This window comes from Streptomyces sp. NPDC044064 (assembly GCF_056434245.1).
In genome coordinates this window covers 191,348-205,620 of record NZ_JBWKFN010000005.1, presented here as the reverse complement: position 1 = coordinate 205,620, position 14,273 = coordinate 191,348, and the positions used below count along the sequence as shown (strand labels likewise).

Annotated in this window: 10 protein-coding genes; 3 read left to right on the top strand and 7 right to left on the bottom strand. The window is 70.1% G+C overall.

Annotated elements, in window-relative coordinates:
• Nucleotides 1–21 precede the first annotated feature (21 nt).
• Entirely contained in the window at nt 22–1,251 is a 1,230-nt protein-coding gene (gene mshC, locus AC07DS_RS10720; protein WP_145882776.1) for a cysteine--1-D-myo-inosityl 2-amino-2-deoxy-alpha-D-glucopyranoside ligase, read from the top strand.
• A 71-nt stretch (nt 1,252–1,322) separates the two neighbouring features.
• Here the strand turns inward: mshC and AC07DS_RS10715 are convergent, their stop codons facing one another.
• From AC07DS_RS10715 to AC07DS_RS10685, 7 genes are all read right to left on the bottom strand, one after another.
• Nucleotides 1,323–2,396 (bottom strand): PAC2 family protein, encoded by a 1,074-nt coding sequence (locus tag AC07DS_RS10715; protein ID WP_479144092.1) that lies wholly within the window; start codon nt 2,394–2,396, stop codon nt 1,323–1,325.
• 168 nt (nt 2,397–2,564) lie between these two features.
• Complete coding sequence (locus AC07DS_RS10710) at nt 2,565–3,236, bottom strand: FadR/GntR family transcriptional regulator (RefSeq protein WP_479144091.1); 672 nt, start codon at nt 3,234–3,236, stop codon at nt 2,565–2,567.
• Between the two features lie 78 nt (nt 3,237–3,314).
• On the bottom strand, nt 3,315–3,767 hold the full coding sequence (locus tag AC07DS_RS10705; RefSeq protein WP_479144090.1) for a phospholipase: 453 nt from the start codon (nt 3,765–3,767) through the stop codon (nt 3,315–3,317).
• Nucleotides 3,768–4,028: 261 nt separating this feature from the next.
• The gene (locus AC07DS_RS10700) at nt 4,029–5,645 is read right to left on the bottom strand and encodes a glycerol-3-phosphate dehydrogenase/oxidase (protein ID WP_479144089.1); all 1,617 of its coding nucleotides are present in this window, start codon (nt 5,643–5,645) and stop codon (nt 4,029–4,031) included.
• A gap of 47 nt (nt 5,646–5,692) precedes the next feature.
• Nucleotides 5,693–7,231 carry a glycerol kinase GlpK gene (glpK, locus tag AC07DS_RS10695; protein ID WP_479144088.1) on the bottom strand — a complete coding sequence of 513 codons (1,539 nt, stop codon included), beginning with the start codon at nt 7,229–7,231 and terminating at the stop codon, nt 5,693–5,695.
• 79 nt (nt 7,232–7,310) lie between these two features.
• A complete protein-coding gene (locus AC07DS_RS10690; RefSeq protein ID WP_479144087.1) occupies nt 7,311–8,105 on the bottom strand; it encodes an MIP/aquaporin family protein in 795 nt (264 codons plus the stop codon).
• A 367-nt stretch (nt 8,106–8,472) separates the two neighbouring features.
• Nucleotides 8,473–9,237: an IclR family transcriptional regulator gene (locus AC07DS_RS10685; RefSeq protein ID WP_479144086.1), complete on the bottom strand. Its 765-nt coding sequence runs from the start codon at nt 9,235–9,237 to the stop codon at nt 8,473–8,475.
• A 298-nt stretch (nt 9,238–9,535) separates the two neighbouring features.
• Here AC07DS_RS10685 and metH point away from each other — a divergent pair, with 298 nt between their 5' ends.
• Together metH and AC07DS_RS10675 are read left to right on the top strand one after the other, a co-directional pair.
• Nucleotides 9,536–13,051, top strand: a complete 3,516-nt coding sequence (gene metH, locus AC07DS_RS10680; protein ID WP_479144085.1) for a methionine synthase — start codon at nt 9,536–9,538, stop codon at nt 13,049–13,051.
• Between the two features lie 110 nt (nt 13,052–13,161).
• On the top strand, nt 13,162–13,863 hold the full coding sequence (locus tag AC07DS_RS10675; protein ID WP_479144084.1) for an HAD family hydrolase: 702 nt from the start codon (nt 13,162–13,164) through the stop codon (nt 13,861–13,863).
• The last annotated feature ends 410 nt before the right edge of the window (nt 13,864–14,273 follow it).

Sequence of the window (14,273 nt, the reverse complement as noted above, 5' to 3'; positions counted from 1 at the left end):
TGGCCGGTTAGGCTCATGTACATGCATGCCTGGCCCGCTTCCGAGGTCCCCGCCCTGCCTGGTCAGGGCCGCGACCTGAGGATCCACGACACCGCGACCGGCGGCCTCGTCACCCTCGACCCCGGTCCCGTCGCCCGTATCTACGTCTGCGGCATCACGCCGTACGACGCGACCCACATGGGTCACGCGGCGACCTACAACGCGTTCGACCTCGTTCAGCGCGTGTGGCTCGACACCAAGCGGCAGGTTCACTACGTCCAGAACGTGACCGACGTCGACGACCCACTGCTGGAGCGCGCGGAGCGGGACGGCGTCGACTGGGTCGCCCTCGCCGAGCAGGAGACGGTCCTCTTCCGTGAGGACATGACCGCCCTGCGGATGCTCCCGCCCCAGCACTACATCGGCGCCGTCGAGGCGATACCCGGCATCGTCCCGCTCGTGGAGCGGCTGCGCGACCTCGGCGCGGCCTACGAGCTGGAGGGCGACACCTACTTCTCCGTCGAGTCCGACCCGCACTTCGGCGAGGTCTCGGGCCTGGACGCGGCCGCGATGCGGCTGCTGTCCGCCGAGCGCGGCGGTGACCCGGACCGCCCGGGCAAGAAGAACCCGCTCGACCCGATGCTGTGGATGGCCGCCCGCGAGGGCGAGCCCAGCTGGGACGGCGGCTCGCTCGGCCGCGGCCGACCCGGCTGGCACATCGAGTGCGTGGCCATCGCCCTCGACCACCTCGGCATGGGCTTCGACGTCCAGGGCGGCGGCTCCGACCTGGCCTTCCCGCACCACGAGATGGGCGCCTCGCACGCCCAGGTGCTCACCGGCGAGTTCCCCATGGCCAAGGCGTACGTGCACGCCGGCATGGTCGCCCTGCACGGCGAGAAGATGTCCAAGTCCAAGGGCAACCTCGTCTTCGTCTCGAAGCTGCGCCGGGACGGCGTCGACCCGGCGGCCATCCGGCTGTCCCTGCTCGCTCACCACTACCGCTCCGACTGGGAGTGGACCGACCAGGTGCTCCAGGACGCCGTGGACCGTCTCGGCCGCTGGCGCGCTGCCGTCTCCCGGCCCGACGGCCCGTCCGCCGACGCGCTGGTGGAGGAGATCCGCGAGGCCCTCACGAACGACCTGGACGCCCCCGCGGCGCTCGCCGCCGTGGACCGCTGGGCGGCCCGTCAGGAGGCGGAGGGCGGCGACGACATCGCCGCGCCCGGTCTCGTGACCCGGGCGGTCGACGCGCTGCTCGGCGTGGCCCTGTAACCGCAGGTACGACGAAGGGGCGGTTCCCGGCAAGGGAACCGCCCCTCTTTACGTTGTCCCGATCCGTCGGCTCAGTCCTCCGACGTGTCCTCGTCGCCGCCCTCGGGCGAACCCTTGGCCGGACCCTCGGCGGAGCCCTCCGAGGGACCGTCCGCCGTGCCGTCGGCGGAACCTTCCGAGGAGCCTTCCGTGGTCCCGGGGGCTCCCGGCCTCGGCGGCCTCGGTGGCCGGGCCTTGCCGCCGGGGCTGTCCCGCAGGTACGAGGCGTCCCCGCCGTCCGCCGTCGCGTGCCCGCCCGGCGGGCCGACGTCCCGGCGCCGCAGATACCGCTCGAACTCGCGGGCGATCGCCTCACCGGAGGCCTCGGGCAACTCGGCGGTGTCCCGGGCCTCCTCCAGCGTCTGGACGTACTCGGCGACCTCGCTGTCCTCGGCCGCCAGCTGATCCACGCCCACCTGCCAGGCGCGCGCGTCCTCGGGCAGCTCGCCCTGCGGGATGCGCAGGTCGAGCAGGTCCTCCAGCCGGTTCAGCAGCGCCAGCGTGGCCTTCGGGTTGGGCGGCTGCGAGACGTAGTGCGGTACGGCCGCCCACAGCGACACCGCCGGGACGCCCGCGTGCGTGCACGCCTCCTGCAGGACGCCGACGATGCCCGTCGGGCCCTCGTACTTGGTCTCCTCCAGGTCCATGCGGCGGGCCAGGTCCGGGTCGGACGTGACGCCGCTGACCGGGACCGGACGCGTGTGCGGGGTGTCACCGAGCAGGGCGCCCAGCACGACCACCAGCTCCACGCCCAGCTCGTGCGCGAAGCCGAGCAGCTCGTTGCAGAACGAGCGCCAGCGCATGGACGGTTCGATGCCGCGTACCAGTACCAGGTCCCGCGGTCTCTCGCCGCCGACCCGGACCACCGACAGTCTTGTCGTCGGCCACGTGATCTTGCGCACTCCGCCGTCCATGAACACCGTGGGGCGGTTCACCTGGAAGTCGTAGTAGTCCTCGGCGTCGAGCGCCGCGAACACCTCGCCCTTCCACTCGCGTTCCAGATGCGCGACCGCCGTGGAGGCGGCGTCGCCGGCATCGTTCCAGCCCTCGAACGCGGCCACCATGACTGGGTCGATCAGCTCGGGAACCCCCTCCAGCTCGATCACCCAGTGCCTCCTTCCGACGTGCCCTCGCCTGACGTCCCAACCTTACGGCGTCCGGCGGGGGCGTCCGCAGCCCCCCGGGCCGGGGGGATGCACGGATCACTGCCCCGTTCGTCACATCGGAACACCCCACCTGCCGACGGGGCACCCGGCCCGCTCCGCTCAGGAATTTCACAGAGTGCTGCGCAACCACTGCTCCACACTCGCGATGTGCACGGTGGCCCAGGAGCGGGCCGCCTCCGCGTCCCGGTCGCGCAGTGCGGCGAGGATCGCCCGGTGTTCGCGCAGGGTGCGGGCGACCGCGTCCTCCTGGGTGAGTCCCCGCCAGATCCGGGCCCGGGTGGTGGGCCCCGAGAGGCCGTCAAGCAGCGAGCACAGCACGGAGTTGCCCGCGCCCTGCACGATGCCGCGGTGGAACTCCAGGTCGCAGGCGACCAGCTCCTCCACCGAGGGCTCGGCGCCGAGCGCGTCCAACTGGGCCGACAGGACGTCCAGTTGCTGCTCGCCGATCCGGGAGGCCGCCATCGCGGTCGCGGCCGGCTCCAGGATCCGGCGCACGGCCAGGAACTCCAGCACCGTGTCGTCACGGTGGAAGTCCACGACGAAGCTCATCGCCTCCAGCAGCAACTGCGGATCGAGGCTGGTGACGTAGGTGCCGTCGCCCTGTCGCACGTCCAGGATCCGGATCAGCGACAGGGCCCGTACGGCCTCCCGCAGCGAGTTGCGGGACAGGCCGAGGTCGGCGGCGAGTTCGCTTTCCTTGGGCAGCCGGTCACCGGGGCGCAGGGCACCGGAGACGATCATGTCCTTGATCTTCTCGATCGCCTCGTCGGTGACTGCCATGACCGGCCTCCCAGTGGCTCAGACATCGGATGTCTCAGCACATTATGGGGGCACTGGTGAGAAGGCCGGCGGGGCCCGTCAGCCGAAGGCCTTCACGGCCTGGTAGTACGTCCACGCCGTGCTGGTGCAGGCGGTCTTCGTCGCACCGCCGTAGTTGGCGCACACGCGCTTGAGGTCCTCGTACAGGGCGCTGTCCAGGCGGGCCTTGTTGGCGCTGAAGGTGCCGGCCGCCTTGTAGTTGCGGTAGCCGAAGTCGTGGCGGGCACAGGACATGGCGAAGGGGAAGCCGAACGGGTTGTCCGGCGAGGAGGAGCAGTAGTCGGTCGACCAGTCGAACCCGTAGGCGGACCAGGCCGACTGGTTGGCGCGCGCCGCGGCCCAGACGTTGTAGCTGGACGCGGTGGTCTGGGTGAAGTCGGCGAGCACCTGCGGCTTGTCGGCCGGAGCCGCGGTGGCCGCGGTGGCGGTGGCCGTGACGGTGATGAGAGCCAGGGCCGAGGCGGCGAGGCCGGTGGCGAGTCTGCGGTGCATCCCACACCTCCATGAAGAACCGCGATCCGTCCGTCGGATCGCGGTTCATGACCATGGAGGCGGTGGCTATAGCCCGCCTTTACCGCCACAGAAGTACCGCCACAGGAGCGCGGCTTCACAGCTCCGGGGCGCGACGCGCGCACACGAGAGGGGCGGCTCCGTCGGCGCGGAGCCGCCCCTCTCGTCACACCGGCTCCTCGTGCGGGAGGAGCCGTCCCTCATCCGTTCCGGCCCCGGTCAGGGGGAGGGGCCGGCCGGGGCCTACTTCTTGTCGAGCAGGCCCTGGACCTTGTCGCGGACCTCGTCCGTGGCCAGGCCACGGATGGTCAGCGTGGTGCGGCGGCGCAGCACGTCGTCCGCCGTCTCGGCCCACTCGTGGTCGCGGGCCCACACGACCTGCGCCCAGATCTCCGGGGCGTCCGGGTGGACGCGCTCGGCCAGCTCCGGGCTCTCGTTCGCCATCCGGGCGATGTCGAAGGCCAGCGAGCCGTAGTGGGTGGCCAGGTGCTTGGCGGTGTCGGCGGCCATGCGCGGGCCGGGCGCCGGGTGGTCCACCAGCAGGCGGTGGGCGACGGCGCGCGGGTTGGCGACACCGGGCAGCGGGAGCTTCTTCGGCAGCGAGGCGATGGGCTCGAAGTCGTCGCCGAGCGGGTGGCCCGGCAGCTCCTCCAGCTTCTGCATCACCGTACGGCCGATGTGCCGGAAGGTCGTCCACTTGCCGCCGGCGACCGACAGCATGCCGGCCTTGCCCTCGGTGACGACGGTCTCGCGCTTGGCCTTGGCCGTGTCACCGGGGCCGCCCGGCAGCACGCGCAGACCGGCGAAGGCGTAGGTGATCAGGTCGCGCTGCAGCTGCTGGTCCCGGACGGAGAACGCGGCCTCGTCCAGGATCTGGGCGATGTCCTTCTCGTTGACCGAGACGTCCGCCGGGTCGCCCTCGTACTCCTCGTCGGTGGTGCCGAGCAGCAGCATGTCCTCCCAGGGGAGGGCGAAGGTGATGCGGTACTTGTCGATGGGGGTCGCGAGCGCGGCCTTCCAGGGGGAGGTGCGCTTCAGGACCAGGTGCGCGCCCTTGGACAGGCGGATGGACGGGGCCGCGTCGGGGTCCTCCATCCGGCGCAGGTGGTCGACCCAGGGGCCGGTCGCGTTCAGCACCAGGCGGGCGTTGGCCCCGAACTCCTCGCCGGATATGCGGTCCCGGAGGTCGGCGCCGGTGACCCGGCCCTTGGTGAAGCGCAGGCCGGTGACCTCGGCGTGGTTGAGGACGACCGCGCCCGCCTCGACGGCCGCGCGGACCGTCATCAGCGCCATGCGCGCGTCGTTCATCTGGTCGTCGCCGTACACGGCCACGGCCTTGAGGTTCTCGGTGCGCAGCTCGGGCACGTCCTGCGCCGCCTTGGCGGGGGAGAGCAGGTGGCCGACGCCGTCGCCGAACGCGGAGAGCGCGGAGTAGGCGAAGACGCCCGCGCCGAGCTTCGCCGCGCCGTGCGGACCCCCCTTGTACACGGGGAGGTAGAAGGTGAGCGGGTTCGCCAGGTGGGGGGCCACCTGGCGGGAGACCGCACGGCGCTCGAAGTGGTTCTCCGCCACCAGCTTCACCGCGCCGGTCTGCAGGTAGCGCAGACCGCCGTGGAGCAGCTTGGAGGAGGCGGAGGAGGTGGCGCCGGCGAAGTCACCGGCGTCGACCAGCGCCACCCTGAGTCCGGACTGCGCGGCGTGCCAGGCGGTGGAGATGCCCAGGATGCCGCCGCCGATCACAAGAAGGTCGTACGACGCCTTGGAGAGCTGCTCCCTGGTCTCGGCCCGGCTCGGGTTGGAGCCGGAGGCGGGGTGCGTCCCCAGGGCAGGCACGGACTGCAGGGTGGGCTGACTGGTCATTTCGGGTTCTTACTCCTAGTCAGAGTTGGCTGGGCGGTCCGGGCCGCTCAGTCCTCGTCCTCGATCCAGCCCATGGTCCGGTCGACGGCCTTGAGCCAGTTCTTGTACTCACGGTCGCGGATGTCCGCGTCCATCTGGGGGGTCCACTCGGCGGCCCGGCGCCAGTTGGCGCGCAGTTCATCGGTGCTGGACCAGAAGCCGACGGCCAGACCGGCGGCGTAGGCGGCGCCGAGGCAGGTGGTCTCGGCGACCATCGGGCGCACCACCGGTGCGTCCAGGACGTCCGAGAGCGTCTGCATCAGCAGGTTGTTGGAGGTCATGCCGCCGTCGACCTTCAGGGCCACCAGCTCGTCGCCGGAGTCCTTGACCATCGCGTCGGCGATCTCCCGGGTCTGCCAGGCGGTCGCCTCCAGGACCGCACGGGCGAGGTGCGCCTTGGTGACGTACCGGGTCAGGCCGGCGATCACACCGCGGGCGTCGGAGCGCCAGTGCGGGGCGAACAGGCCCGAGAAGGCCGGCACGAAGTAGGCGCCGCCGTTGTCCTCGACCGAGAGCGCGAGCGTCTCGATCTCGGCAGCGGTGGAGATCAGGCCCATCTGGTCGCGCATCCACTGCACCAGGGAGCCGGTGACGGCGATCGAACCCTCGAGGGCGTACACGGTCGGCTGCTCGCCGATCTTGTAGCCGACCGTGGTCAGCAGGCCCGCGTAGGAGTTGATGATCTTGTCACCGGTGTTCATCACCATGAAGGTGCCGGTGCCGTAGGTGGACTTGGTCTCGCCCTCGGAGAAGCAGGTCTGGCCGAACAGGGCCGCCTGCTGGTCGCCGAGCGCGGACGCGACCGGGATGCCGCCGAGCAGGTCGCCGAGCTTGCCGCCGGTGACCTCGCCGTAGACCTCCGCGGAGGAGCGGATCTCCGGCATGATCTGCAGCGGCACGCCGATCGACTCGGCGATCTTGTCGTCCCACTGCATGGTGTGCAGGTTCATGAGCAGGGTGCGGGAGGCGTTGGTCACGTCGGTGACGTGCTTGCCGCCGTTGACACCGCCGGTCAGGTTCCAGATGACCCAGGTGTCCATGGTGCCGAAGAGGATGTCGCCCGCCTCGGCGCGCTCCCGCAGGCCGTCGACGTTGTCGAGCAGCCAGCGGGCCTTGGGGCCGGAGAAGTACGACGCGAGCGGGAGGCCGGTCTCGCGGCGGAAGCGGTCCTGGCCGACGTTGCGGCCGAGCTCCCGGCAGAGGGAGTCGGTGCGGGTGTCCTGCCAGACGAGGGCGTTGTGGACGGGCTCACCGGTGTTCTTGTCCCACAGCACGGTGGTCTCGCGCTGGTTGGTGATGCCGATGGCCTTGATGTCGTCGCGGGTGATGCCGGCCTTCTGGATGGCTCCGGCGACGACCTCCTGGACGTTGGTCCAGATCTCGTTGGCGTTGTGCTCGACCCAGCCCGGCTTCGGGAAGATCTGCTCGTGCTCCTTCTGGTCGACGGAGACGATACGACCGTCCTTGTCGAAGACGATGCAGCGCGAGGAAGTCGTGCCCTGGTCGATGGCCGCGATGAACGGGCCTGCGGTGTGGGCGTCGGTCACTGTGTGCTCCTGAAAGATCCGTGGTGATGGGGCTGTACGTACGGCGCGTGCTGGAAGACTCGGTTGTTCTCGGTTCTTCTTAGGCAAAGGCGACGTTGTAGATGCCTGCAGCGATGGCGGCGCCGATCAGCGGACCGACCACCGGGATCCAGGCGTAGCTCCAGTCGGAGCCCCCCTTGTTGGGCAGGGGCAGGAGGGCGTGCACGATGCGCGGGCCGAGGTCACGCGCCGGGTTGATCGCGTAACCGGTCGGACCGCCGAGCGAGAGGCCGATGCCGACGACCACGAAGGCGGTGATCAGGGCACCCAGGGTGCCGAGGCCGTTGCCCTTGTCGTTCAGGCCCTGTGTGAGGACGGCGAGCACCAGCACCACGGTGCCGATGATCTCGGTGAGGAGGTTCTGCACCACGTTCCGGATCTCGGGACCGGTGGAGAAGACGCCCAGGACCGGGCCGGCGCCCGTCTCCTGCGCCTCGACGGCCTTGGTCTCCGTGGCCTGCGCACCCGGACCGCCGACGATCTCCTTGTCGGTGAGGTGCGCGTGGAACTGGCCGTAGTAGGCGATCCACACCAGGGTGGCACCGATCATGGCGCCGAGCAGCTGACCGCCCCAGTAGACGGGCAGGTTGCTGAAGTCCTTGTCCTTGATCGCGAGCGCGAGCGTCACGGCCGGATTCAGGTGGGCGCCGGAGAGCGGCGCCGAGGTGTAAACGGCCGTCAGTACGGCGAAACCCCACCCGAAGGTGATGGCGAGCCAACCGGCGTTACGGGCCTTGGAGGCCTTCAGAGTGACAGCGGCGCACACGCCGCCACCGAGCAGGATGAGTATGGCGGTACCGATGGTCTCGCCGATGAAGATGTCGGAGCTGGACACCCGCGACTCCTTTGTCCTTCGTCCAGGGAAGCCGAACCCCGGGTCCCGCCGGGGGTTCTGGCGCCCTCGGGGGTGAGAGCGAATTCGGCCCTTGGCGTTGTCACACTCTAGCGCGTATTGCCGGTAGGTGTTCGACAATGCCGACCGATGGACGGGAGTCTTGCTTCGGCGTTACGCATGCGTCAAGGGTTCTGTTATCGAAAACAGGATCGTTATTGATCGCTGCCGGTTATCGCTCTTCGTGCGCTGACGTACCATCTCGCCCTATATGTCCACTTCAGGGTATGGCGAGAACCGGAACGCCGCCTCGCGTCCCGGTCGTCCCCCGGTGGGTCATCCGCTGGTCAGCGGCGCATCGCCCGGCTGCTCAGAACCGTCCCGCGCCCAGGTCGCGGGAGACCGCGCGGGCGCAGTCCCGCACCGCCGCGATCAGTTCGGGGCGCACTTCGCCGTCCCGGCCGAGCCGTTCCACGGCGCCCGTGATGCCGACGGCGCCCACGGGCATCCGGCGCCGGTCGTGGATGGGTGCGGCCACCGAGGCCACGCCCTCCCAGGTCTCCTCCACGTCCGCCGCGTACCCACGCGCGCGGGTGATGTCGAGGATGTGCTCGAAGTCCGCCTGCTCGCACACCGTGCGGTCGGTGAAGGGTTTGCGGTCGGCCTCCAGGGCCTCGCTGTGCGCCACCGGGTCGTAGGCGGACAGCACCTTGCCCAGTGCCGTGGAGTGAAGCGGCTGCATGGCCCCTATCTCCAGCACCTGCCGGCTGTCGTCGGGCCGGAAGACGTGGTGCACGATCAGTACGCCCTGCTGGTGCAGGACGCCCAGGTACACGCTCTCCCCGCTGGCCCGGGCCAGGTCGTCGGTCCATACCAGGGCCCGCGCCCGCAGTTCGTGCACATCGAGATAGGTGGTGCCCAGGCGCAGCAGCTCGGCGCCCAGTTGATAGCGCCCGGAGGCGTCGTCCTGTTCGACGAAGCCCTCCTGCTGGAGGGTGCGCAGGATGCCGTGGGCGGTGCCCTTGGCGAGGCCCAGCGACGAGGCGATGTCCGACAGGCCGAGCCGTCGCTCGCCGCCCGCGAGCAGCCGCAGCATCGCGGCCGCCCGTTCGAGCGACTGGATGTTCCGTGCCATCGCCGTCCTGCCCTCCGTCCCCATCGACCATTGCCGAACAGCATCCAAGACGCCGTTCGGCAATGTCGAACACTACCGGTCCATGACGGCCTCCCGCTAATGGTCGACCGATACCTGTTACATCTCTTGTGGCCTGCATGTGGCGCCGCGGTCATACAGGGTCCACCACTTGAGTCCGCCTCGTGGACGCCGCTGCCCATCCAAGCCCACTGCCGGTTACTCTGACGCCGTGCCCTTGCCCGGCAGCGTCCGGGGAAGCCGCATAGCCGACAGCCGTCGCACTCCAGGGAGCCCCTTCATGGCCTCGTTGCCAACGACCCCTTCCGCCGACAGCCGGACCCGTGCGTCCGCGCTCCGAGAGGCACTCGCCACCCGTGTGGTGGTCGCCGACGGAGCGATGGGCACGATGCTCCAGGCCCAGGAACCGACCCTCGAGGACTTCCAGGACCTCGAGGGCTGCAACGAGATTCTCAACGTCACCCGCCCCGACATCGTCCGCTCCGTCCACGAGGCGTACTTCGCCGTGGGCGTCGACTGCGTCGAGACCAACACCTTCGGCGCCAACCACTCCGCGCTCGGCGAGTACGACATCCCCGACCGCGTCCACGAGCTGTCCGAGGCCGGCGCCCGCGTGGCCCGCGAGGTCGCCGACGAGTTCACCGCCAAGGACGGCAAGCCCCGCTGGGTGCTCGGCTCCATCGGCCCCGGCACCAAGCTGCCCACCCTCGGCCACGCCCCCTACACCACCCTGCGCGACGCCTACCAGCGCAATGCCGAGGGCCTGGTCGCGGGCGGCGCCGACGCGCTGCTCGTGGAGACCACCCAGGACCTGCTGCAGACCAAGGCCGCCGTCCTCGGCGCACGCCGGGGCCTGGACGCCCTCGGCCTGGACGCGCCGGTGATCGTGTCGGTGACCGTCGAGACCACCGGCACCATGCTGCTCGGCTCCGAGATCGGCGCCGCCCTCACCGCGCTGGAGCCGCTCGGCATCGACATGATCGGCCTGAACTGCGCCACCGGCCCGGCCGAGATGAGCGAGCACCTGCGCTACCTCGCCCGCACCGCCCGTATCCCGCTGTCCTGCATGCCCAACGCGGGCCTGCCGGTCCTCGGCAAGGACGGCGCCCACTACCCGCTGACCGCGCCGGAGCTGGCCGACGCCCAGGAGACCTTCGTTCGCGAGTACGGCCTCTCGCTGGTCGGCGGCTGCTGCGGCACCACCCCGGAGCACCTGCGCCAGGTCGTCGAGCGCGTCCGGGGCCTCACCCCGCCCGAGCGGCAGCCGCGCCCCGAGCCCGGAGCCGCCTCCCTCTACCAGACCGTGCCGTTCCGCCAGGACACCTCCTACCTGGCCATCGGCGAGCGCACCAACGCCAACGGCTCCAAGAAGTTCCGCGAGGCCATGCTGGAAGCCCGCTGGGACGACTGCGTGGAGATGGCGCGCGAGCAGATCCGCGAGGGCGCGCACATGCTCGACCTGTGCGTGGACTACGTCGGCCGCGACGGCGTCGCCGACATGGAGGAGCTGGCCGGCCGCTTCGCCACCGCGTCCACCCTGCCGATCGTCCTCGACTCCACCGAGGTCGACGTCATCCAGGCGGGCCTGGAGAAGCTCGGCGGCCGCGCGGTGATCAACTCGGTCAACTACGAGGACGGCGACGGCCCCGACTCCCGCTTCGCCAAGGTCACCCGGCTGGCCCAGGAGCACGGCGCCGCCCTGATCGCGCTGACCATCGACGAGGTGGGCCAGGCCCGTACCCCCGAGAAGAAGGTCGAGATCGCCGAACGGCTGATCGACGACCTCAGCGGGAACTGGGGCATCCGCGAGGAGGACATCCTCGTCGACACCCTGACCTTCACCATCTGCACCGGTCAGGAGGAGTCCCGCAAGGACGGCATCGCCACCATCGAGGCGATCCGCGAGCTGAAGAAGCGCCGCCCGGCGGTGCAGACCACGCTGGGCCTGTCGAACATCTCCTTCGGTCTCAACCCGGCCGCCCGCATCCTGCTGAACTCCGTCTTCCTGGACGAGTGCGTCAAGGCGGGCCTCGACTCGGCGATCGTGCACGCCTCCAAGATCCTGCCGATCGCCCGCTTCGACGAGGAGCAGGTCAACACCGCCCTCGACCTCATCTACGACCGCCGCAGCGAGGGCTACGACCCGCTGCAGAAGCTCATGGCCCTGTTCGAGGGAGCCACCGCCAAGTCCCTGAAGGCCGGCAAGGCCGAGGAGCTGGCCGCCCTCCCGCTGGAGGAGCGTCTCAAGCGCCGCATCATCGACGGCGAGCGCAACGGCCTGGAGGCGGACCTGGACGAGGCCCTCCAGGACCGGCCCGCCCTGGACATCGTCAACGACACCCTCCTGGACGGCATGAAGGTCGTCGGCGAGCTCTTCGGCTCCGGCCAGATGCAGCTGCCGTTCGTCCTCCAGTCCGCCGAGGTCATGAAGACGGCCGTCGCCCACCTCGAACCGCACATGGAGAAGTCGGACGCCGAGGGCAAGGGCACCATCGTCCTTGCCACCGTCCGCGGCGACGTGCACGACATCGGCAAAAACCTCGTCGACATCATCCTCTCCAACAACGGCTACAACGTCGTCAACCTGGGCATCAAGCAGCCGGTCTCCGCGATCCTGGAAGCCGCCGAGGAGCACCGGGCCGACGTCATCGGCATGTCCGGCCTCCTGGTGAAGTCCACGGTGATCATGAAGGAGAACCTGGAGGAGCTGAACCAGCGCGGCCTCGCCGCCCGCTTCCCGGTCATCCTCGGCGGCGCCGCCCTCACCCGCGCCTACGTCGAGCAGGACCTGCACGAGATCTACGAGGGCGAGGTCCGCTATGCCCGCGACGCCTTCGAGGGCCTGCACCTGATGGACGCCCTGATCGGCGTCAAGCGGGGTGTGCCCGGCGCGCAGCTGCCCGAGCTGAGGCAGCGCCGGGTCCGCGCGACGGCCGCCGTCCAGGTCGAGGAGCGGCCCGAGGAGGGGCACGTCCGCTCCGACGTGGCCACCGACAACCCGGTGCCGGCCCCGCCGTTCTGGGACACCCGCGTGATCAAGGGCATCCAGCTCAAGGAGTACGCGAGCTGGCTGGACGAGGGCGCGCTGTTCAAGGGTCAGTGGGGGCTGAAGCAGGCCCGCACCGGGGACGGTCCGACGTACGAGGAGCTGGCGGAGACCGAGGGCCGCCCCCGCCTGCGCGGCCTGCTGGACCGGCTCCAGACGGAGAACCTGCTGGAGGCGGCCGTGGTCTACGGCTACTTCCCGTGCGTCTCCAAGGACGACGACCTGATCATCCTGGACGAGCGGGGCAACGAGCGCACCCGGTTCACCTTCCCGCGCCAGCGCCGCGGTCGCCGGCTGTGCCTCGCCGACTTCTTCCGCCCGGAGGAGTCGGGGGAGACGGACGTCGTCGGGCTCCAGGTGGTCACCGTCGGCTCCCGCATCGGCGAGGAGACGGCCAAGCTCTTCGAGTCGAACTCCTACCGCGACTACCTCGAACTGCACGGCCTGTCCGTGCAGTTGGCGGAGGCGCTGGCCGAGTACTGGCACGCCCGTGTCCGCTCCGAACTCGGCTTCGCCGGCGAGGACCCGGCCGACATCGAGGACATGTTCGCCCTGAAGTACCGGGGCGCCCGCTTCTCCCTCGGCTACGGCGCCTGCCCCGACCTGGAGGACCGGGCCAAGATCGCCGAACTGCTCCAGCCCGAGCGGATCGGCGTCCACCTGTCCGAGGAGTTCCAGCTCCACCCCGAGCAGTCCACCGACGCGATCGTGATCCACCACCCGGAGGCGAAGTACTTCAACGCCCGGTGAGGCGCGTCGCACAGCGCATTGATCGGATAAGTCGTACACTTGTCGGTCCACCGCAGGCCGGTTCCCTGTCCGGGAGCCGGCCTGGTCGTCCCTCAAGGAGGTGCGCCAGGATGACCAGTACGGTCCCCGCGCTCGGAACCCGTACGGCCGAAGGCTCAGCCCTGCAGGCCGTGCTCCTCGACATGGACGGCACCCTGGTGGACACCGAGGGCTTCTGGTGGGACGTGGAGGTCGAGGTCTTCGCAGCCCTGGGGCACACCCTGGACGAGACCTGGCGCCACGTCGTGGTCGGCGGCCCCATGACCCGCAGCGCCGGGTTCCTGATCGAGGCCACCGGCGCCGGCATCACCCTCGCCGAGCTCACCACGCTGCTCAACGACGGGTTCGAGGACCGCATCGGCCGCGCCCTGCCGCTGATGCCCGGCGCCGAGCGGCTGCTCGCCGAGCTGTACGAGCACGAGATCCCGACCGCCCTGGTCTCCGCCTCCCACCGGCGCATCATCGACCGTGTGCTGGCCACCCTCGGCCCCCAGCACTTCGCCCTGACCGTGGCCGGCGACGAGGTGTCGCGCACCAAGCCGTACCCGGACCCGTATCTGCTCGCCGCCGCCGGGCTCGGTGCCGATCCGGCCCGGTGCGCGGTGATCGAGGACACCGCGACCGGCGTCGAGTCCGCCGAGGCCGCGGGCTGCCGGGTGGTCGCCGTACCCTCGGTGGCGCCCATTGCGCCGATCGACGGGCGCACGGTCGTGAGCTCGCTGGAAGAGGTCGACCTGGCATTTCTGCGCGGCCTGATGACGGAAATGCGCTAGCCGTTCACCCAGCGTGCAAAGTCCATTGGACGCGATGGACAAAATTCCGGGGAAGTACACCGGGGTGGAATTCGAAGCGGGCCGCCCGGCCTAATTCCGGTAACCGCCAACCCAGTTGGAAGTGTGACGTTCCCCACGTGTGACGGGGTCGACAACGTTGCCCTGGTGTGCCGATCACCCCGGTTCGGGGTCGACTGACGTGTCCTTGTGTCCCGATTGATGGGATGCTGCACCAAACCTGCCGCTGTCGGGTTTTCGGTGTGTCCACGCCCGGTTTCACTGCGTGATGGGGTCTCAACTCGCGCGGCTGTGAACCCCCCTGCGAGCGCGGTCTAATCTCGTCGCGAGAACATCGCCGCAACCCCCGTGATCCGCCGCAGCCACCCTTGCATGCCGGGTACACGGATTCG

Bases quoted from the DNA above. Each gene is read 5' to 3' on its own strand.
- mshC (WP_145882776.1), top strand. From the start codon at position 22: ATGCATGCCTGGCCCGCTTCCGAGGTCCCCGCCCTGCCTGGTCAGGGC.
- AC07DS_RS10710 (WP_479144091.1), bottom strand. From the start codon at position 3,236: ATGGCAGTCACCGACGAGGCGATCGAGAAGATCAAGGACATGATCGTC.
- AC07DS_RS10705 (WP_479144090.1), bottom strand. From the start codon at position 3,767: ATGCACCGCAGACTCGCCACCGGCCTCGCCGCCTCGGCCCTGGCTCTC.
- AC07DS_RS10700 (WP_479144089.1), bottom strand. From the start codon at position 5,645: ATGACCAGTCAGCCCACCCTGCAGTCCGTGCCTGCCCTGGGGACGCAC.
- AC07DS_RS10685 (WP_479144086.1), bottom strand. From the start codon at position 9,237: ATGGCACGGAACATCCAGTCGCTCGAACGGGCGGCCGCGATGCTGCGG.
- metH (WP_479144085.1), top strand. From the start codon at position 9,536: ATGGCCTCGTTGCCAACGACCCCTTCCGCCGACAGCCGGACCCGTGCG.
- AC07DS_RS10675 (WP_479144084.1), top strand. From the start codon at position 13,162: ATGACCAGTACGGTCCCCGCGCTCGGAACCCGTACGGCCGAAGGCTCA.